Below are 20,398 nucleotides of genomic sequence, written 5' to 3'. Positions count from 1 at the left end.
AAAGGGGAATGACGATGACACAACATACACTTTCAGCAGCTCAACAACTCGATACAAACGATAGCTTTGCAATGTACAGACAGGAATTTTACATACCCGAAAATACAATCTATATGGACGGAAACTCTCTTGGACTTTTATCCAAACGAGCGGAACGTACATTACACGAACTACTAAATTCCTGGAAGACTCTTGGCATCGATGGTTGGACGGAAGGTGAACACCCATGGTTCTACTTGTCTGAAACAGTCGGAGAGAAGATGGCACCACTTGTAGGCGGCTCTGATGCTGAAGTGATTGCAACAGGCTCCACAACGACCAACTTGCATCAGCTCGTCTCGACGTTCTATAAGCCTGACGGCAATAAAACAAAGATTCTCGCAGACGAATTGAACTTTCCCTCTGATATATACGCACTTAAAAGCCAGCTGCGATTAAAAGGATACGATCCTGATACGCATCTCCTTCAAGTCGCAAGTACGGACGGCAGATATTTAGATGAAGATATAATTATTGAAGCGATGACGGACGATGTGGCACTAATTGTGTTGCCAGCAGTTTTATATCGCAGCGGCCAAGTGCTCGATATGGAGAAACTGTCAAAAGCGGCAAACGAACGCAATATTCCGATTGGCTTTGATTTATGCCATTCAGTTGGCTCCGTTGAACATTCACTTCATGAGTGGGGGGCAGATTTCGCGTTCTGGTGCACATACAAGCATTTGAATGGTGGACCAGGTTCTGTCGGTGGGTTATTCATTCACGAAAAGAACTTCAGTATAGCACCAGGGCTGGCAGGTTGGTTCGGATCGAAAAAGGAATCCCAATTTGATATGGATCATACAATGGATCCAGCGCTGGATTCAGGTGCTTACCAGATAGGCACACCTCACGTGCTAAGTCTTGCGCCTGTTATCGGCTCACTTGAAATGTTCGATGAACTCGGTATGGCGGCAATCCGCGAACGGTCTTTGAAACTGACAGGTTACATGTTGGAATTGATTGAACAAGAACTGTCCGAAGCAGAATTTACAATCGGTAGTCCTATTGATGAAACGCGCGGGGGGCATTTATTGTTGGAACACACTGAAGCGGCACGGATTTGTAAAGCGCTCAAGCAAGATGGGGTCATCCCGGATTTCCGTGCACCGAACGGCATACGGCTAGCGCCTGTCGCATTATATAACACATATGAAGACATCTGGCACACCGTTCAGAAACTGAAAACAATTATGGATGAAAAACGCTATGAACAGTTTGAGAATAAAAGAGGTGTCGTCGCATGACCGGGAAATGGATTGATATTTCACAGACGCTGCATAACCATATTGCCGAATGGCCTGGTGACACGCCCTTTTCATATGAAGTTGCGTTCGCTAAGGCGGACACCGGCTCCGTCAATATCGGCAAAATGACGACGAGTACGCATATGGGCACGCATATCGATGCGCCTTTCCATTATGACGACGCAGGGCTGAAAGTGCATGAGCTGCCGATTGATGTCTATATCGGTAAAGCGATTATTATTGACGTATCAGGTCGCGATTCTATCGGTCGATCAGACTTGGAAGCACATGACTTTTGTGGAGCGGTACGGATTTTATTGAAAACTGCTAGCAGACCTGATCCTGATGTATTTCCTGATACGTATACCGTTTTGCGACCGGATATCGGACCATTGCTGAAAGAGCGTGGTGTGAAGCTGATCGGTGTCGACACGCCGTCAGTCGATTCCGAACATAGCAAGTCGCTCGATGCGCATCATGCGCTATACGCGAATGACGTCCTCATTTTGGAGAACATCGTGTTAGATGAAGTGGAACCTGGCGAGTACGAACTGATTGCATTGCCATTGCCAATCGCGGGGGCGGATGGAAGTCCTGTCCGCGCAGTAGTGAGGAGACTAGGAAAATGAGTGAAAAAGGCATCCATACAGATTTTAAAGACAATATGACTTACGGGGAATATTTACAATTGGATAAAGTGTTATCCAGCCAAGAACGGCTATCCGGCCACCATGACGAAATGCTCTTCATCGTCATCCACCAAGTGAGCGAATTATGGATGAAACTGATTTTGCATGAATTGAATACAGCGATTGACGCGATCGAAAAAGACGAACTGCCAGAAGCATTCAAAATGCTCGCGCGGGTATCACGCGTCCAGACACAAATCATCCAGGCATGGGACGTCCTTGCTACGTTGACGCCAGCTGAATACATGGAGTTCCGCGATAGCTTAGGGCGCTCATCAGGCTTCCAGTCCTACCAGAACCGCCTGATCGAATTTGCGCTCGGCTACAAGCAACCCCATATATTGAAAATTTACGAGAAAGACCCCGAACTTGCCAGTAGCTTAACCGCGGCATACAATGCTCCTGGTATATACGATGTAGCTATCCGCGCACTGTCAAGAGCTGGATTTGCCATTAATCCTGATTTGCTGACACGTGATTTCTCTGTCACCTATCAAGGGGATCCAACCGTCGCGGACGCTTGGCTTGAAGTATATCGTAATACTGATAAGTACTGGGATCTCTATCAGCTCGCAGAAAAACTCGTCGACATTGAAGACAGCCACCAACAATGGCGTTTCCGTCACATGAAAACCGTCGAACGAATCATCGGCTTCAAAACAGGTACTGGCGGTTCGTCAGGTGTGAACTATTTAAAATCCGTCCTCGATCATCAGTTCTTCCCTGAACTATGGGACGTCCGCACAAAACTATAAAAAGCAAAGACTGCCGCTCGCCGGCAGTCTTTTTAAATGCTTTTAATTGGTCAAAACCATTCAGCGCGACAAATATTGTCCCAACCAGGAGCTCCCCGCGTCCCAATATCCAAAAGTCCATAATTCCTCCCAGAAGTCCATAACTGCTTTAAAAAGTCCATAACTCTACATAAAAGTCCATAACTTCACATAGAAATCCATAACGCCCCGCAAAAGTCCATTAAACCCCATAAAAAACTCCGCCAACGAAATCCCCTTGGCGAAGCCTCCATCTCAAATTCAATCACATTCAACTTCAGATAACGCAGTGCGTTGCGTGGGCGCTACGAATAACCAACCCGACTTAAACAGCTGTAGATCGGTCAAAATCTCCAAACCAGTTGAACTAGCAATGAACCCGTCGAAATAAATACTCTTCGACTTAGGAACCCCTCCCTGAACCGTTGTGACCCATTGCCCCAACCTTGGATTGCCCACGGATACACATAACCCGTCCGTACTGACCTGTTCAACCTAGAGGTGATGCGAACAACTAACTGCGCCATTATGCGGATTCTTCCTGCCTTTCATGTACATCAGCTTGCTTACGCAAGCGTTCAGCAATTCTTGAATCGGCCTTATCTCCAATATAGTATCCAGCAGTCCAACTGATGACTGGAAAAATGAAATCACCACCATCACTGACGTTCTATCCTTAGAATATTCTGAATGACGCTTTAAGGTGTGTGCGGGCATAGGCTGAAAACTTCAGTAAATCTTAAGAAATTGCCTGCATAAATCTTCATTCTCCTAGCGGATAATAGAGTCATTACATAAAAAGGTGTGAGTTTATGAAGAAACTACTTACAATTCTACTCCTTGCAGGCATTGCTATTATATTACTAATACCGGAAAATGAAGCAGTTTCCACGGCGCAAAATGCCAAAGCAGCAATTATTCTCAATGCAAGTACTGACAAGATCATCTATGAAAGTAATGCCAATGAAGCGTTGCCAATCGCAAGTTTATCAAAGTTAATGACGCAATATATTGTCCTAGATGCAATAGCGGCCGGTAGCATTTCCTGGGACAGCCTCTACAAACCTTCCACAGAAGTATTGAACCAACCGTCCCGTGCAGTGAAACTGGACATGCAATCAGATAAGACATACACAGTGAAAGAATTATTTACTGCCATGACCGTCATTTCTGCAAACGATGCAACTGTCGCACTTGCAGAGATGGTTAGCGGTTCCGAAGAAAAGTTCGCCGCTAAGATGAACAACTATGCGAAAAAAATAGGACTTTCAAAAACACACTTCATCAATGCCACAGGGCTGGATGGCGATGAAACGAATCTTGCGACAGCACGCGATATTGCTGCGATCGCTAACGTACTAATCGACGAACACTCTGAAGTATTGCAGTTTACGAGCATGACTGACTTCACAACGAGTTCAGGCGTCAAAAGGTGGTCCACAAACCTTATGTTACCCGGAATGCCTGAAGCACTGACAGGCATGGATGGCCTAAAGACCGGTTACACGGAACTTGCTGAATCGTGCTTTGCGAGCACAGGTATTTACGACGGCGACCGGATTATCACTGTCGTCATCGGTGTCGCGGCAGAAGGGAACGATACCATAAAACCACGCTTTGACCTGACGCGTGAATTAATTGACAGCTATGTGTTGAATCAACAATAATGAATCCCGGACATGCTATACTAAATGCAAATCTTACTTAAATAGCAAAGGGGTCGAAACATGATGAATCAAAATGAAATCTCCGAGTGGATCAATAAATTGCCACTCCTTCAACAGATCATAGAGAAAGACGAAATCCTATGGGTCAATCCTTTAAACGGCCACAGTGCACGAGGCATCGAGCAATCGGGCATTTCCGTTGCAGACGTTAAAGACGCGAGCGATCGGTTGAAACGGTTTGCGTCGTACATCCAGACCGTTTTCCCTGAAACGAAGCAAGCGGACGGTATCATCGAATCGCCGTTGACAGAAATTCCTGAAATGAAAACAGCGCTTGCTAATAAATACGCTACGGATATACCCGGAACGCTATTGCTCAAACAGGACAATGCCCTTCCGATTTCAGGCTCCATCAAAGCACGTGGCGGCATTTATGAAGTGCTCAAACACGCAGAGACACTCGCAGTGCAGCACGGACTGATTACACCGGAAGACGACTATGCCCGATTTGCAGATCCGGAATTCCGAAATTTATTCGCGAAGCATAAAATCGCTGTCGGATCTACGGGGAATCTAGGCCTGAGCATCGGCATCATGAGCGCAAAACTCGGATTCAACGTCACCGTCCATATGTCCGCGGATGCAAAGCAATGGAAGAAGGATCTATTGCGAGAAAAAGGGGTAACCGTCGTCGAATACGCAGACGACTATAGCAAAGCAGTCGAAGAAGGAAGACGCCAAGCGGAAGCAGATCCCCTTTGTCATTTTGTCGATGATGAAAACTCCCTCGACCTGTTCCTTGGCTACGCTGTTGCAGGAGAAAGACTGGCTGCGCAACTAAAACAACAAGGAAGGGCAGTTGACAACGACCATCCGTTATTCGTCTACTTGCCATGCGGCGTCGGCGGTGGACCAGGTGGTGTCGCATTCGGACTCAAGCTACAATTTGGCGATAACGTCCATTGCTTCTTCGCGGAACCGACAAAAGCACCATGCATGACAATCGGTATGATGACAGGACTACATGATAAAGTTTCTGTGACGGACTTCGGTCTTGATAATCATACTGCTGCAGATGGTCTCGCAGTCGGTACACCGTCAGCCTTCGTTGGCAAGAAGATGGAACCACTACTTGCAGGCTGCCACACCATATCCGACGACACAATGTTCGAGTTACTGACAATGATTGCAGATACGGAGGACATTCGTCTTGAACCATCTGCACTTGCCGGTATGACAGGACCCGTTCAAACAATTCGCAATGAAGTTCCGATGGCAAATTCATCTTCAGTTACCCATCTCGTATGGGCGACAGGTGGCGGAATGGTGCCTGAAACTGAAATGGATATCTATTATGGAATCGGCAGGAAATAATCGTTATTTCCCGGGAAATCGACAACTAGTGGGAAATAATTTGCGGAATAAAAAGAATTCATGTCTGTAATTGGAAAAGGTAGGACTGTTATTGGAGGTATCCTCATAAAAAAGTCTGCAATCCTCATTTTAATGGTATGTATACTTATAATGTCTGCTTGCTCGAATGGAAAAGCACCAATCGTAGACAACTACTACAAACAATTGGAGATTGAAGAGAAATAAAATCTGATTGATAGTAACTTTGAATCGACACTGTTGTCAATTACAAAAAGGACCTCACTAGTGGGGTCCTTTTCATTTGATTATATTACCCTAAAGTTTCTTTATGCGAAAACGGACATTTCCCGACAATCGGCTCCACATCATCGCCGATGAAAAATTGTTTCCATTCATTATGTGTCGGGTCGCCATAATGGCTTATGTCGGGGTGCTTCGGCAATTGATCCCATACCTCTACACGTTCACGCACCTTTTCGCGTGACATGATGCCACCCTTCTCAGTGCCTAACAATCCTTCGAAAATACGTCTAGGTTGGAAGCCTAACACCATCGATTGACCAAGATCCCTAGTCTTCCGCTGCTTATACGCAGGTGCATTGCCAAAAACGAAAATAGGCTCACCGCCAAAATAGAAATCCCACAAATGATGATCAGGATCTCTTGGACTGTCTGCAGGCCACTCTGTTTCATCCACTTCATGCAAATACTGTAGAATGTCCCAAAACTGTTGACGATAAGCTTCTAAATCTCTCTCATTCTCAAAAGGTTCTACGAAAACGAACAGGCCATGCCGCTTATGCTTAGGATTTTCAAATAACGCCAAAAAAGCATGAAGAGCTGAAGGCAAATTCGTCCAATCCTCTTGCGTCACATATGCATAGCGTAACTCTCCCTTCAACTCACCGCCCATTCCAAAATAACAGGGAAACGTCTTCTCTGTCACCGTCTCACGGAAAGTTGCATAACTGTTCAACAACCAATTGGGCAAATCCTTCCTTTCTGCAAAATCCTCTTTCGTCAATAAAGTTCTCAAATCCATTCCCTCCAATTCAAACAATACGCATCAATTCCCTAACGGTGGGAACCCTAAAACAAATAGATTGTTTAGTAAAAAGTGAATAGGGAATAAAAGTATGGAGAGAAAATAGATGTGGAGGATGAATGCATGAGTTCCCCTGTGGAAGACAAACCAACAACAACCTGCAATACAGAGTATGATTCATTGAAGAGAGTCATTCTATGCCAACCAAAATTCATGGCAATCGAAGACGTTATTAATGATGTCCAGAAAAAATACAAAGATGAAAACATTGATGTAGACATAGCGATGAAACAACATACAGAATTTGAAAGGCTGTTACGTGAACATGGCGTGGAAGTGATCAAACTGCCTTCATCCGAGAAGTTCCCGGAACAAGTCTTCACACGCGATATAGGATTCACCGTTGGAGACGAAGTATTCGTCGCTGAGATGGCGAGCGACATCCGTAAAGGTGAAGAAGAAGCGCTAGAGGATTTTCTTGAAGAAGAAAATATCGACTACCAGAACACAGTGGACCGTGTGGAGGGCGGGGACGTTATCGTCGATCGCGACAATGTATACGTAGGCATCAGCAGTCGAACCTCTGACCTAGCTGTCCGCAATTTACAACGCGATTTGCCCAATCACAACATCATCCGCGTACCATTCAATGAAAAATACTTGCACCTCGATTGCGTGTTCAACATACTATCACCAACAGTAGGTCTCATTTTTTCAGAAGCGCTGTCACATGAAATGGTCGCGACCTTATCTGAAACATATACATTAATCGAAGTGTCAGCAGAAGAACAGTTCACCTTAGGCACAAACGTCCTTTCAATCGGTGACGGCAAAGTGTTCAGCCAACCTCAAAACAAACAAGTAAACGCAGCAATGCGTGCACACGGATTTGAAGTCATCGAAATCGACTTCTCCGAAATCATCAAATCCGGCGGATCATTCAGATGCTGCTCCATGCCACTGGAACGGGAATGAGCTAGATGGGAAACCCTACGGAAATGTGGGGTTTTTAATTTGGCTTCTCTTGAGAAATTCACATAGAAAAGGATTTTATTGTAACACCTTTTAGTGTTACAATAAAACATGACACTAAAAGAAGTTATTTGAATAAAGGAGGTACAAAACATGGACAAACAAGAAAACATACCGGAAATCCGGAAAACCATTATACTCAATGCTCCAATTGAAAAAGTGTGGAAAGCGATCTCGACATCAGAAGGCATTGCTGCATGGTGGATGGCAAATACATTTGAACCTACTTTGGGAAAGGACTTTGTTCTTCGCGCAGAACCGTATGGCGACTCACCTTGTACAGTTACTGAGCTGGATGCCCCGAACCGAATAGGATTCGACTGGGACAAGGATTGGCATTTAACGATGGAATTGACGGAATTAGAAGATTGTAAAACAGAATTTACTCTTATCCACTCGGGTTGGACCGCAGATAAGTTGAAATTCCGAGAAACGATGGACGGCGGTTGGGAGAACATCATTAAAGAAAGGCTCCCGGTATATATTGGTGCATAATATATCCGCCCAATCCAAGCACGACGTTTTTCAAGCAATATCCGACCCTACTCGACGCACTTTGTTAAAAATACTTGCGGAAAAAGAAATGTCGATCGCAGAAATTGCGGAACATTTCCCGATTAGCCGTACCGGAGTCAATAAGCATCTCCATATTCTTTCCAATGCCGGTGTTGTAAAAAGTCGGAAGGTAGGACGTGAAACGCGTTATATACTCACACCAGAACCACTCGTCGAAATACAAAGCTGGCTACAATTTTTTGAACAGTATTGGGATGATAAATTAGCTACGCTTAAAAAGTATGTAGAAGATAACGAATAAAACCAAATGCGTTGTTTATAGCACTTGGTTTTATTCATAATAAATCCATCAAAAAAGGACTATCCCAAAGATAGCCCCGAGCTCTCACACATCCGACTCTACAATAAGATTCGTATCATGCATCTGACTCTCATAAGCGACCAACGTCACCCCGAGCTCGTCTTCAAGCTCACTCAACATCTTCAACTGCTTATCATCCAATGCCGCGATCGGCACACGTTCAGGCATCATTATCCAACACTCCATTCCTATTTACGATTAGCGTATCCAGGTCGGGGTAGAGTATACAACATCATTCAAACAAAATACCCTTCAACTCAAACTGCAACTCAGGGAAAATGATAGAGCCCAACGTATCTGCATTTCTTATCATAAGTTTACGATTAGAATCCGTCTCCGCCATTCCGTTCAACTCCATACGTTTAAAAGTATTCTAATCATCTACATCTTTCTGAAGTAAACAAAAAATCCACGGAAGCACAGTAGTGCTCCGTGGATTTCATCGAATTTGTCCATTAACCAACCTGCCACGGCCGATTAACCTTTTTCTTTTTAGCAGGCTTAGCACCTAACTCAGCATGTGTCATTCGCTGGGGCTCCATTCCTTTTTCAATACGCGAGCTGACCGCTCTAGAGAGTTTATGGAGATTAGGTGCAAAGTAGACTCTAGATGATAGTGAATGACAATCTGGACATTCAGCGGTTGATTTATTGCCAGACATGGATTTGAAGAACAACGTAAAGTTTCCACAGTCCTCACATCGGAATGTATAACTAGGCATGACTAGCCCTCCTTATCCAATCACTTTGGTCGAATATCTTTATCAAAAATCTGTGTCGGAATCGCAATCGTACAACAAGCATTTGGAATGTCGACAATTCCATTAATACGCCCTTCAACAGGTGCAGTACTCAACAACATATACGCCTGCTCTCCCGTATATCCAAGCGTTTTTAAATACTCAATTGCATTCAAACAAGCATTGCGGAATGCAATATTCGCATCTAAATAATGCTGACTACCATCACGGTCATCTACAGAAATCCCTTGGAATACAAGGTAATCATTATAATTCGGTTCAACAGGACCAGGCTGGAATACTGGATTCTCTTCAATCTTGTACTTCTCCATGCCGCCCTTAATAATATCCACCTTCAACTCAATCCAGCCGGACATCTCGATTCCACCGCAGAATGTAATCTCTCCATCCCCTTGAGAGAAATGAAGATCTCCTACAGATAGCTTGGCCCCGTCGACAAATGTCGGGAAATAAATTCTCGAACCCTTAGATAGATTCTTAATATCACAGTTCCCGCCATTTTCACGTGGTGGCACAGTCCGAGCGCCTTCTTTCGCAATCCGATCGAATTCGGCACCTTTCACCGTTCCAAGCACAACGCTCTCCGAAGTAGGCGCATTAGCAAGAGCCGGAACACGATTTGGGTCAGTATCAATCAACTTCTGTTCACGATCATTCCACTTTTGTAAAAGCTCCATAGAAGGCGCAACCCCAATGAGTCCAGGGTGAATAAGCCCTGCAAATTTAACACCTGGCACATGTCGGGATGTCGTATAAATCCCTTCAAAATCCCAAATCGACTTCGCAGCTTCAGGATACTTATCGACTAAGAAACTACCACCATTCTCCTTCGCAAAAATCCCATTAAAACCCCACTCATACCCCTGATGCGCCCCAATATCCAAAATATCGACAACAAGCAAATCACCAGGCTCTGCACCATTTACATATACCGGACCACTCAACACATGAACACGCGAAAGATTGACCTTACGAACATCCTCCGCACTATCATTGTTATGTATCTGTCCATCCGTCCATTCCTTGCAATCCATCCTAAAAGACGTTCCAGGGTCTACAGAAAAAGCTGCGGGTATATCCGGATGCCACCGATTGTGTCCTGGATGTGCCTGCTCCTCCATCGGCTTACTCAAATCCAACGCATACATCGTTTTTGCCATTATAAATCCCCCATTCCCTAGTTTTGAATGCGCTTTCATATTATCAATATAATAGTGATATGTCAAACTGATATGAATTTTCCATAATGTCTAAATGATATAGAATACCTACTTCGATTAAACGGATATAGAGCGAAAGAAAGGTCGAATAGTATGCGTTATAACAAGAAAGTTGGCGAATCGTAGGATGGGGTTTGTAGTCTTTTACTGCAGGGATTTTTTGGAGTGATATAATGGAAATGAGGATTTTGTCTGAAACTTTAATGAATTATTGGAGTGCGAATATGAAGAACAATGAGGAAGTACTATATGTGTGCAATGAATGTCAGGAAATCCATGTGGATGAAACGAATTGTTGCGAGATTGAATATGGTTGGGAGAATGAAGCATTGAGGTTATAAACTCTCGACAATCTAGAGTGACAGAGGATACAAAGAAGAGGCTTAGAGAATTACTTTCTTCATAGAAAACTATCAATTACAAGAGGTGTATTTATGAACAAGCCCATTCACGTCGTAGGTGCAGTTATACATAATAACGAAGGTTATATACTTTGTGCACTTAGGTCTGAAAACATGACACTTCCTGGGTATTGGGAGTTTCCAGGTGGGAAAATTGAAAAAGGTGAAACCCCAAAAAGTGCATTGATTCGTGAAATTTATGAAGAACTTCAATGTGAAATAAAAGTTGGCGAGTTCATTGAAGATACGACATGCAAATACGAATCATTCACAATTCGTTTAGAAACCTATTTTGCTTCAATAGAGAATGGAACACCATCTGCTCAAGAACATAAAGAGATAAAATGGATTTCCTATAATAAACTACATGAACTAAACTGGGCACCGGCAGACATACCGGCTGTTGAAAGGGTGATGAAACAATGCAAGAAGGTATATACGAACAATTAATTAATGAAAAAGTGAAAACGGAACTATTAGCGTTATCTCCTGATCTATTTGCAGTTGAGACTGAAAAAATAGACGAAGCAGAAGCTAGAGTTTTGTTGTCGAGCTATATATCTTCCATAACCCGCACGGCTCTTGCCCATATAAGAGAAGGTAGTGACAAAAACGAGGCGCTTCTAAAACAGATTCAAGCGTGTAATGAAATTATTGATGTACTCCATCAAAAACTAAATGATAAGGAGTTTGCTAAACTAAAACTGGATGAACATGCAGAAATCTTAACATCTATTTATAAAACCATTAATACGTCAAAAGCTATTAAAAAGAAAAAGATCCAACGACCTATGACTCCCATATCGCAAAGCTCCTTATTCACAGGATCTCATGCAGAACCGAATATGTTGGAAGAATTAAAGAAGGAAATTTCTACGTCGGATGAGATAGAATGGCTTGTATCTTTTATAAAATGGTCTGGGTTGCGAATTATTTTAGAAGAGCTTCGTGGTTTCACTGAAAAGGGCGGCAAGCTTAAAATAATTACTACATCATATATGGAAGCGACAGACTTTAAGGCTCTCCAAGAATTAAGTGAACTTCCGAATACAGAAGTTCGTGTGTCCTTAGATAAAGAAAGAACACGGTTGCATGCCAAAGCCTATTTGTTTAAAAGAAAAACTGGATTCAGTACCGCTTATATCGGTTCATCTAATCTATCTAATCCAGCATTAACTTCAGGTTTGGAATGGAACTTAAAAGTGACTGAGAAAGATTCGTTTGATATTATACGTAAATTTGAAGCTACATTTGAAAGTTATTGGAATGATGAAGAATTTAAAAGTTTGTTGCCGGAAAATAAACAGAGTTGGTTATTAGTACGCCAATCCTTACTGAAAGAGCAAGTGGCTGAGTCAAGAGAGCAATACTTTTTAGATATTCGTCCTTATTACTATCAGCAAGAAATTTTAGATGAGCTTGAAGTTGAACGAACAATTCATGGTCATATGAAGAACTTAGTTGTAGCAGCAACTGGTGTAGGGAAAACGGTTATTTCAGCGTTCGATTTTAAACGTTTTCTTTTGCAAAAACCGAATGCGAAGCTTTTATTTATAGCCCATCGAGAGGAAATTCTTCGTCAAAGTATGTATACATTTAGAGCTGTTTTAAAAGATGCTAATTTTGGTGAAATGTTCGTTGGTAAGCATGTACCTTCTTCTTTAGATCATCTGTTCATGAGCATTCAAAGCTGGAATAGCCGTAAGATGATCGAGAAAACGATGGATGATTTCTATGATTTTATTATTGTGGATGAATTCCACCATGCTACGGCACCTACGTACCGAGCGCTTTTAGATTACTATAATCCGACAATTTTATTAGGACTAACAGCAACGCCTGAGCGAATGGATAATGAAAATGTACTCTCATATTTTGACGATCGAATTGCCTCAGAAATGAGGTTAACAGAAGCAATTGATCGTAAATTGCTTAGCCCGTTCCACTATTTTTGTGTAACGGATAATGTGGATTTGTCCGCTATTAAATGGTCTCGAAAAGGATATGATACTAATGAGCTCTCAACTATATACACATCAAACGATCGTCGAACTGATCTGGTCATCCAAAGCATTCGTAAATATGTCACGACCCTAGATCAGGTAAAGGCACTTGGTTTCTGTGTGTCAGTGGAACATGCAAAGTACATGGCTGCATACTTTAATCAGAAGCAAATTCCTTCTATTGCATTACATAGAGATTCTTCTGATGAAGAACGAAACACCGCTAAGAGAAAATTAGAGAGTGGAGAAATCAAGTTCATCTTTGTTGTCGACTTGTACAATGAAGGTATTGATATTCCAGAAGTAAATACCGTTTTATTTTTACGTCCAACGGAGAGTCTCACCGTGTTTTTACAACAGCTGGGGCGTGGTTTACGTCTAGCTGAAAACAAAGAATGCTTAACTGTTTTAGACTTTGTAGGACAAGCACATACAGATTATCCATTTGAAGAGAAATTCCGCGCTTTAGTAGGCGGGACAAAGCATTCTATTCGTCATTATATAGAAAATGGATTTTTTAATTTACCAAAAGGCTCTGTTATTCAAATGGAAAAACAGGCGAAAGAATATATATTGCGTAATGTAAAAGAGGTAAAAAACACTAAACAAAACCTCATTACAAAAATTAAATACTTTGAGGAAGATACAAATGAGAAACTTACATTATCAAATTTCTTAGATTATCACCATTTAACACTTGCCGAGTTTTATGGAACAGGAAAAAGCAGAGTATTTGAGAGACTAAAAGTGGAAGCAGGAATCAGTGAAGATTGTCAAAGTACCCATGAAGAGTTAGTGGCAAAGCGAATTCATACGTTATTTCATTTAGATTCTGTTGAGTTGGTAAAGTTTTATCAAAAGTATTTGGAAGATGGATTAATTGAAGATGAAGAACAGGGTTTGATGGTAGGAATGCTATATTATTCGTTCTTCAGTGCACCGCCAAGATATTTTAATTTTGAATCCATGCACGATGGTGTACAAGATATCGTTAAAGATATATTTCTGAGATCTGAAATCCTAGAAGTGCTAAATGTATGTATGGAAAATATCAAGTCTGTCGAAAAATCATCGACTTTCGAATATACAAATCCTTTACGTGTACATGCACAATACACTTCAGATCAAGTTCTAGCAGCATTTAGCTATTTTAATGAAGACGCCAAACCAGCCTTCCGCGAAGGTGTAAAATATTTTGAAGAAAAGGAAACAGATATCTTTTTCATTACACTTAATAAGTCTGACAAAGACTTTTCTCCATCTACCCAATACGAAGACTATGCGATAAGTGACCGGCTCTTTCATTGGCAATCTCAAAATCGAACATCAGATAGTAGTCCTACGGGAAAGCGGTATATTAATCAGCGACAGAATGGTAACAAAATAGCTTTGTTTGTTAGAGATACTAAAAAGAAGGACGGCTATACTGCTCCGTTTATGTTCTTAGGCACTGCTGATTATGTAAGTCATGAAGGGAATAGTCCAATTAGTTTTGTCTGGCGTTTGCATGAAAAGATGCCTGCTAGAATGGAAAAAGAAGCTAAAAAAACTGTTCAATAAAATAAGAAAAAATTAGGTTCACAGGTGCAAAGCGGAACAATTGTTTATCCAATCCAATCTTCATAAGAAAGGTAGTATATTATGAAAAATAATCGTAAGTTTTTACTGTTCGTGTTGACTCTTTCATTAATGATGTTAGCTGCTTGTGGAAGCACTTCAGCTAGCAATGCTGAAGAACATGAAAAAGAAGACTCACAGGGAACCGCAAACGTAACTGAAGGTGCTGGTGAGGTAGAAGATCAAGAAAGCAGTGAGGTAAAGAGCAAAGATGAGTACCTTAACCTGCTGAATGCAATGGAAGAAGCGGATAAGAACGAAGTAGCTGAAACGACGACGATAGGTATGATCGAACAGGAAGAGGCGCGATTTAAGAAGTGGGATGAGGCATTGAATGAGATTTATGAGGTATTAAAACAACAGCTTAGTACAGAAGAGATGGATAGATTACGAATGGAACAACGGGACTGGATCGAGCACAGGGACAAAGCAGCTAAAGAAGCTTCATTAAAATATGAAGGCGGTTCAATGGAGCCGTTAGAATATGTAGCAACACAAGCAAGTCTGACAAGGGACAGAAGCTATGAGCTGGTTGCGAAATATATGAAATGAACGGTTCGATTTTCACGTAAAGACATTCAACCTGGGGGACCATACAATGAAGAAAAACATCCTCATGATTTCCGTTCTGACCATGCTTATGTTGTTAACAGGTTGTGTGGATTCGATGAATCCATCCCAACCGGCATCAAACGGCAATCCTACACCGAAAGACTATTTGAAAGATGGAAACGCTGACATCTTTCTACTTGACGGCATTGTGTATTCAAATGTGGAAAACGTAGAGTGGGTTCTAGAATTGGAGTATACGATAGGTGAAGAGATTGTGGAAATTACAAAGCAATCCGATAAGCCGCAGGAATTTGAAAACGGCACATCGAATAAGTTGCCTATAGGGACGAAAGTTTACAGAACAGATACGCCAGTTTACATCGCAATCGTCGATGGCAAGGAGATTCGATATTTAGGAATGTATGAAGGTTAATAATGGGGGTAATCGAAAATGAAAAAGGAGAAACGGACGCGTACGCAACGGATCGTTCATTATGGCACGCTCATCGGTATACTTGCACTAGCTATTCCAGCGGGGATGAATAAAGCGTTCATACCAGTTGTGCTTTTACTCATGGGAGTAAATCTATTCAACGGTGCCAGACATTTTGCAAAAGGGAAGTTGGTTGTCGTACTTGGCATCGTGAGCGCATTGCCGGTTATTGTCTATTTGACGTTGAATGGCGTGCGATAGATATGAAAGGCAGCAAACGATAGCTACTATAAAAATACCCCATCACAAAGTTTGTACTACAACTCTGATGGGGCATTTTTCTTTTCTGTATTAGAGGGAAAGTTCTCCGTTATTTCCGGCAGCGTCTGTAATAGTTATGGTAATTCGATCGTGTTCTGGATGAAGTGAATCAAGTTCAACTGAAAATGTACCGTCTTGATTAAGGATGAATGAATCAGTTGTAACGAGATTTCCATCACTTGTGACACTATATGAGGCCGCCAGCTTTTCATTCACATCGAATCCTTCACCAAGTTCAGTTAATGTCGTGCTAAAGTCGATGTATTGATCTGTCACTTGTCCAGAAACAGTTGAGCCATTGACTGAACCTGTTATGACAGGCTTTGTCGATTTGACAAAAATGGGTCCGATCGTGTCTGTAAGTGGTTCTCCGTTTGCCATTCCTGTGAAATCGATGGAATATATGCCGTCTTCAAGTGTCGTATCTTCGTTTGTCCAGCTCGATGTGAATCGATGAAGGATTGGGTACTTCCATGTGCCCAAGCTCATGCCGTTACTATAGAATAGGCTGTCCAGCGGCGCTTTCGATAGGTAGTCCGTAATTTCCAAGGATGGATAGGATAAGTCGCTGTTAATGGAGAGTGTCACTTCGGTTTCGTCGTTGGCTTCTTCTATTCCAAAGGAAATATCTTTCTTTGTGATGCTGAATTCCTCAATCGCAGGAATGACGGTCGCTCCATCACTGAAATCTGCTGCGAATGGCAACGATACTTCGACCGATCGATCCGCACTCGTAATATGAACATAGCCTAGAATTTCATCACGGTATTTCGTGTTTTCGCTTTTAGGGGCAGTCAGTGTGATGTCCAGCAAGCATTCACCATCCAAAGTGAAAGAAGGCTGATCGACCGTTATCGTAGCTCCTTCAAAAGGCTCCGTGATTTGAATGTTGACGTCATAAACGCCGCCGTCTCCTTTGATATCTTTTACAAGTACCAGCTTTGTAATCGTTACATCCTCAGCCAGCTTCACAGAGCCGAATGTAATGGCTCCTCTCCGGTTTTCAACGATATGGCCTTTCCCATCCGCATCTATTTCTTCCGTGCAGTAGGCAACAATGGATGGATGTACCGCTGCATAAGGCCGGATTCGCCCCGAACCCTGATCAAAGACATTATACGAAGTTGTATCGAGCACTTTCGCTGTGTTGGTCATGGCCACTTTAATATCCAGCGGTGACCATTCGGGATGAGCCTGCTTCATAAGTGCTGCTACGCCTGTAATGTAGGGAGCAGCTTGGGAAGTGCCTGTTTCACGTGCATAGGCGTTTTTATAAGCGGCTTTTACGCCGTATCCCGGCATTGTGGAGTAGATTTCCGTTCCGGGTGCCACGATATCAGGTTTGATATCAAAATTCGGTCTTGAAGGTCCGCGTGAACTGGAACTGTCCAACTCATCGTCAATCGTCGAGTTGCCGACAGCGATTCCCATTCTGGACGTACCTGGCGTCCGGATTGAACCCCGTACCGATCCGGTATTGCCGGCCGTACTGACGACGACGACCCCTGCCAGAATTGCGTTATTTACAGCAATGGATAAGGCGTGGTTTTCCAAGTCACTGTTATCACTCAAAGAAAGATTCAGGATATCCATCTTTTCTACGACTGCTTTCTCAATCGCTTCAAGGATTGTCGTTAAACTTCCTCCCATATAGCCCCCGAAAATACGATACGCATACAAATCAACTCCAGGTGCAACGCCTTTGACACCGTTTTCATTTTTGCCTGCAATAATGCCTGCAATATGGGTGCCGTGATGAGTTTCAAAGGGTCTACCGGAAGTCACCCCTTTTTCGGGAGCGACGTTCGAACGTTCGTCAGGTGACGTTTCTGATGGATCATTGCCAGCTCTGAGCCGTGAGTATTTCTCTGTGTCCGATTGATCGACAAAGTTTATCCCGCCCCGGTAAGCGTGTCTAATATCAGGATGATCAGGGTCGATTCCCGAATCCAGCACAGCAACCTTGACGCCTTGTCCCTGAATGCCTTCCGCCCATAGAGCTTGTACTTCGGCGTGGACAGGATCGAATTCATTTACTTGAGGCGCTCTGTAATCTGCTGAAGGCAAACTCATCGCTTCCATTGCCGCATTGGGTTCAACTAACATGACATCTCTGATGGAGCTGAGCTTATCCAGGTCTTTTTTGCGGATGACCGTGGAAATGGCATTGAGCACCGTTTTATAGAGGTGTGGCTTTTTAAAATAGATATGCTGTGCAGCCATTTCTTCGAGGACCGATTGTTGTTGTGCATTTATGGCTGCTTCTATGTTCTCTTCGTCTATTTCTGTAAAGGGGATTCCGTTCATTTGTGCCATTCGTTTCTGCACGGCAACGGGCTCTTCGGCTAAATGAATGATGATATCGATTTCTTCGTTTGTTTGTGTCTTCTTCGTGCTGTTTTGCATGATATGCTCTCCTCTTACTACCGTTTTTCACCGTTATCTCCACTTGTAACATACGTTCTTTTGAACTGAAATTCAATAGGATGTGCATAACATGTGAGTTTTCATGTCAGAGTTGTTGTAATTTTTGTGTAGAATGACGAAGCATTATTGTTATTAACCTTCATCAAAGCAAGAGGAGGGGTCAAAAAGGATACTCGGGAATGAAATTAATTTAATTGATTGTGAATCTGTAATTCTAAAGCTTTAATTTTTAACAGCCCTATATCAACGCAAGTTTCTATGTAACCAATAATCTGTTCGAGTGTAAATACATGTAGTTTCTCACTCATAACAGCATTTATGTCATAGTCCATATCCCCAATTACATATGGAATGAATTCGTTAACGTCCTTCGTCTTAACTTCATCAAGGTCAATAAGCGCTTGAGATTGCCTAAGTGCTTTGCACAATTCTTCTTTGAAGCCGTAGTGTTCTAGTAACTTTCCATTTAATAATTTGAAATCGTTATGGTATAGATTGAACATCTCATGATTAGCAGCCATTCGATTTTTCAGCCAAGGCAGATAAAAACCTTTCAGCCAAATATCGTCTGCTATTAAATGTGTATAGTATCCGAGTAAATAATGATTTTCTTTCTGTGTATGATACATATGAATAAATGCTTGGTAGTCCACACATCTCGAATAGTCTTGCAGGTCACCCGCAAAGAAATGTGAAGAGTCTTTGGATGAAACAGCATCCGGAGCGATACTTCCAAGTAAGAATGGTGTTTTATCATTTATGGCTAGGCTGTCGGCGATTTTATTGGCAATGATTATATGCATGATTCTTGAACCCATAATTCTATCTACCTCCAAGTTTTTATAATTCTCATTTTACGGAATGGTATACAAGCTGTAAAATTGATTTATTGGATAGGTACAATCGGAAAAATAGATTATGGGGAGGGGTGGGAGAAATGGATTTGGATCAAATCAAAGCGTTTTTAACAATTGCAGAGACGAGAAATTTTACCAAAGCGGCAGAAATACTGCATATAGCCCAATCATCAATCACCACAAGAATAAGAGTGCTTGAACAAATTGTAGGTAAACCGTTATTTACACGTACGAATAAAAGGGTAACTCTATCGAGAGCGGGCGAGTTGTTTTACACGTATGCTGAACGTATAAATTCATTGGCTGAAACAGGTATCGAGACAATTCGGCTTGAAGATCGCTTTAGCGATAAATTGGTAATCGGCGGTCCTTCGTCGATATGGAATTATAATCTTAACGAAGCGATTGTGAATTTCAAAATGAGTCACCCGGAAATAGCTTTAGACTTAATGGCTCATACAAATGAAAAAACAATACAAAAAGTAATAGACGGAACGATTGACATAGGTATTGTCTATTCTAGGCCTCGTCATCCAATGGTCAATCATGAATTAATCCAGGAAGATTATTTTATTCTGGTGGGAAGAGATCCATCGAAATTGATTGATATCCAGTCATTGAAGAGTGGGGGATTCTTGTTTGTTGACTGGGGTCATCCTTTCGCGACTTGGTTTGAAGAATTGGTAGGAGCACGTTATGTTCCGGGGTTCAAGATCAATCAAACAGCACTAGTCGTCAATTATTTGATGAATGGAGACTTTTTCGGTTTTGTTCCAAAGTCTTTTGTGGATTCATATTTGCAAAAAGGGGATCTATTTGAATTAGATCATGACCTCGACTGTGAGTTACCTGCGTATACAATTTATGCTGTCTATTTAAAGAGCAAGAAGGGCACCATGCCGACTGAACTGGGTCTTGGGATTGTGAGGAAATAAGTTATGGGGGCCGGGAAAGCAAGTGTGTTAATTCTATCACCAGTAGAATCCTTGATTCAACCAACAGTTGATACTCCTACTGGTAACAATATGCTAGGCTAAAGTTAACAGTGCGCGCTGAAACTTAT

21 protein-coding genes are annotated in these 20,398 nt (G+C 42.2%); 15 read left to right on the top strand and 6 right to left on the bottom strand.

All coding sequences use genetic code 11. From position 1 onward, the window contains the following. The first annotated feature begins 14 nt into the window (after nt 1-14). The 5 genes from kynU (at nt 15) to H9649_RS05410 (ending at nt 5,789) form a co-directional block, all read left to right on the top strand. A complete protein-coding gene (gene kynU / locus H9649_RS05430; RefSeq protein ID WP_191693712.1) occupies nt 15-1,286 on the top strand; it encodes a kynureninase in 1,272 nt (423 codons plus the stop codon). Next, complete coding sequence (kynB, locus tag H9649_RS05425; RefSeq protein ID WP_191693711.1) at nt 1,283-1,915, top strand: arylformamidase; 633 nt, start codon at nt 1,283-1,285, stop codon at nt 1,913-1,915. The genes kynU and kynB overlap by 4 nt, the downstream gene beginning before the upstream one ends. Further along, nucleotides 1,912-2,730, top strand: coding sequence for a tryptophan 2,3-dioxygenase (gene kynA / locus H9649_RS05420; protein ID WP_191693710.1), 819 nt, complete (start codon nt 1,912-1,914; stop codon nt 2,728-2,730). The genes kynB and kynA overlap by 4 nt, the downstream gene beginning before the upstream one ends. An 830-nt stretch (nt 2,731-3,560) precedes the next feature. Then, the gene (locus tag H9649_RS05415; RefSeq protein ID WP_191693709.1) at nt 3,561-4,415 is read left to right on the top strand and encodes a D-alanyl-D-alanine carboxypeptidase family protein; all 855 of its coding nucleotides are present in this window, start codon (nt 3,561-3,563) and stop codon (nt 4,413-4,415) included. Between the two features lie 60 nt (nt 4,416-4,475). Then, complete coding sequence (locus H9649_RS05410) at nt 4,476-5,789, top strand: D-serine ammonia-lyase (RefSeq protein WP_318241652.1); 1,314 nt, start codon at nt 4,476-4,478, stop codon at nt 5,787-5,789. Nucleotides 5,790-6,099: 310 nt separating this feature from the next. Here the strand turns inward: H9649_RS05410 and H9649_RS05405 are convergent, their stop codons facing one another. Further along, nucleotides 6,100-6,825, bottom strand: a complete 726-nt coding sequence (locus H9649_RS05405; RefSeq protein ID WP_404828705.1) for a YqcI/YcgG family protein — start codon at nt 6,823-6,825, stop codon at nt 6,100-6,102. A gap of 132 nt (nt 6,826-6,957) precedes the next feature. Between H9649_RS05405 and H9649_RS05400 the strand changes: the two genes are divergently transcribed. The 3 genes from H9649_RS05400 (at nt 6,958) to H9649_RS05390 (ending at nt 8,683) form a co-directional block, all read left to right on the top strand. Continuing rightward, the gene (locus H9649_RS05400) at nt 6,958-7,809 is read left to right on the top strand and encodes a dimethylarginine dimethylaminohydrolase family protein (protein ID WP_191693707.1); all 852 of its coding nucleotides are present in this window, start codon (nt 6,958-6,960) and stop codon (nt 7,807-7,809) included. A gap of 150 nt (nt 7,810-7,959) precedes the next feature. Next, entirely contained in the window at nt 7,960-8,361 is a 402-nt protein-coding gene (locus H9649_RS05395; protein WP_191693706.1) for an SRPBCC family protein, read from the top strand. 1 nt (nt 8,362) lies between these two features. Continuing rightward, on the top strand, nt 8,363-8,683 hold the full coding sequence (locus H9649_RS05390) for an ArsR/SmtB family transcription factor (protein ID WP_191693893.1): 321 nt from the start codon (nt 8,363-8,365) through the stop codon (nt 8,681-8,683). A gap of 84 nt (nt 8,684-8,767) precedes the next feature. Here H9649_RS05390 and H9649_RS05385 read toward each other — a convergent pair whose 3' ends face one another. The 3 genes from H9649_RS05385 to fmdA form a co-directional block, all read right to left on the bottom strand. Then, on the bottom strand, nt 8,768-8,914 hold the full coding sequence (locus H9649_RS05385) for a hypothetical protein (protein ID WP_191693705.1): 147 nt from the start codon (nt 8,912-8,914) through the stop codon (nt 8,768-8,770). Between the two features lie 284 nt (nt 8,915-9,198). Next, a complete protein-coding gene (locus H9649_RS05380) occupies nt 9,199-9,465 on the bottom strand; it encodes a zinc ribbon domain-containing protein (RefSeq protein ID WP_191693704.1) in 267 nt (88 codons plus the stop codon). Nucleotides 9,466-9,485: 20 nt separating this feature from the next. Further along, nucleotides 9,486-10,664 carry a formamidase gene (gene fmdA / locus H9649_RS05375; protein WP_191693703.1) on the bottom strand — a complete coding sequence of 393 codons (1,179 nt, stop codon included), beginning with the start codon at nt 10,662-10,664 and terminating at the stop codon, nt 9,486-9,488. A gap of 233 nt (nt 10,665-10,897) precedes the next feature. Between fmdA and H9649_RS05370 the strand changes: the two genes are divergently transcribed. From H9649_RS05370 to H9649_RS05345, 6 genes are all read left to right on the top strand, one after another. Further along, nucleotides 10,898-11,065 (top strand): hypothetical protein, encoded by a 168-nt coding sequence (locus H9649_RS05370; protein WP_191693702.1) that lies wholly within the window; start codon nt 10,898-10,900, stop codon nt 11,063-11,065. Nucleotides 11,066-11,158: 93 nt separating this feature from the next. Further along, nucleotides 11,159-11,575: a (deoxy)nucleoside triphosphate pyrophosphohydrolase gene (locus H9649_RS05365; protein ID WP_191693701.1), complete on the top strand. Its 417-nt coding sequence runs from the start codon at nt 11,159-11,161 to the stop codon at nt 11,573-11,575. After that, entirely contained in the window at nt 11,548-14,688 is a 3,141-nt protein-coding gene (locus H9649_RS05360) for a DUF3427 domain-containing protein (RefSeq protein WP_191693700.1), read from the top strand. The genes H9649_RS05365 and H9649_RS05360 overlap by 28 nt, the downstream gene beginning before the upstream one ends. Nucleotides 14,689-14,769: 81 nt before the next feature. Beyond that, entirely contained in the window at nt 14,770-15,297 is a 528-nt protein-coding gene (locus H9649_RS05355; RefSeq protein WP_191693699.1) for a lysozyme inhibitor LprI family protein, read from the top strand. 46 nt (nt 15,298-15,343) lie between these two features. Next, on the top strand, nt 15,344-15,730 hold the full coding sequence (locus H9649_RS05350) for a hypothetical protein (RefSeq protein WP_191693698.1): 387 nt from the start codon (nt 15,344-15,346) through the stop codon (nt 15,728-15,730). A gap of 18 nt (nt 15,731-15,748) precedes the next feature. Further along, on the top strand, nt 15,749-15,991 hold the full coding sequence (locus H9649_RS05345) for a hypothetical protein (RefSeq protein WP_191693697.1): 243 nt from the start codon (nt 15,749-15,751) through the stop codon (nt 15,989-15,991). Between the two features lie 90 nt (nt 15,992-16,081). Here the strand turns inward: H9649_RS05345 and H9649_RS05340 are convergent, their stop codons facing one another. Then, nucleotides 16,082-18,457, bottom strand: a complete 2,376-nt coding sequence (locus H9649_RS05340) for a S8 family peptidase (RefSeq protein WP_191693696.1) — start codon at nt 18,455-18,457, stop codon at nt 16,082-16,084. A gap of 206 nt (nt 18,458-18,663) precedes the next feature. Next, nucleotides 18,664-19,296 (bottom strand): zinc dependent phospholipase C family protein, encoded by a 633-nt coding sequence (locus H9649_RS05335; protein ID WP_191693695.1) that lies wholly within the window; start codon nt 19,294-19,296, stop codon nt 18,664-18,666. A gap of 119 nt (nt 19,297-19,415) precedes the next feature. Here H9649_RS05335 and H9649_RS05330 point away from each other — a divergent pair, with 119 nt between their 5' ends. Next, entirely contained in the window at nt 19,416-20,270 is an 855-nt protein-coding gene (locus H9649_RS05330) for a LysR family transcriptional regulator (protein ID WP_191693694.1), read from the top strand. The last annotated feature ends 128 nt before the right edge of the window (nt 20,271-20,398 follow it).

This window comes from Sporosarcina quadrami, from assembly GCF_014836615.1.
Taxonomy (GTDB): Bacteria; Bacillota; Bacilli; order Bacillales_A; family Planococcaceae; genus Sporosarcina; species Sporosarcina quadrami.
This window is presented reverse-complemented; position numbering and strand designations above follow the sequence as displayed.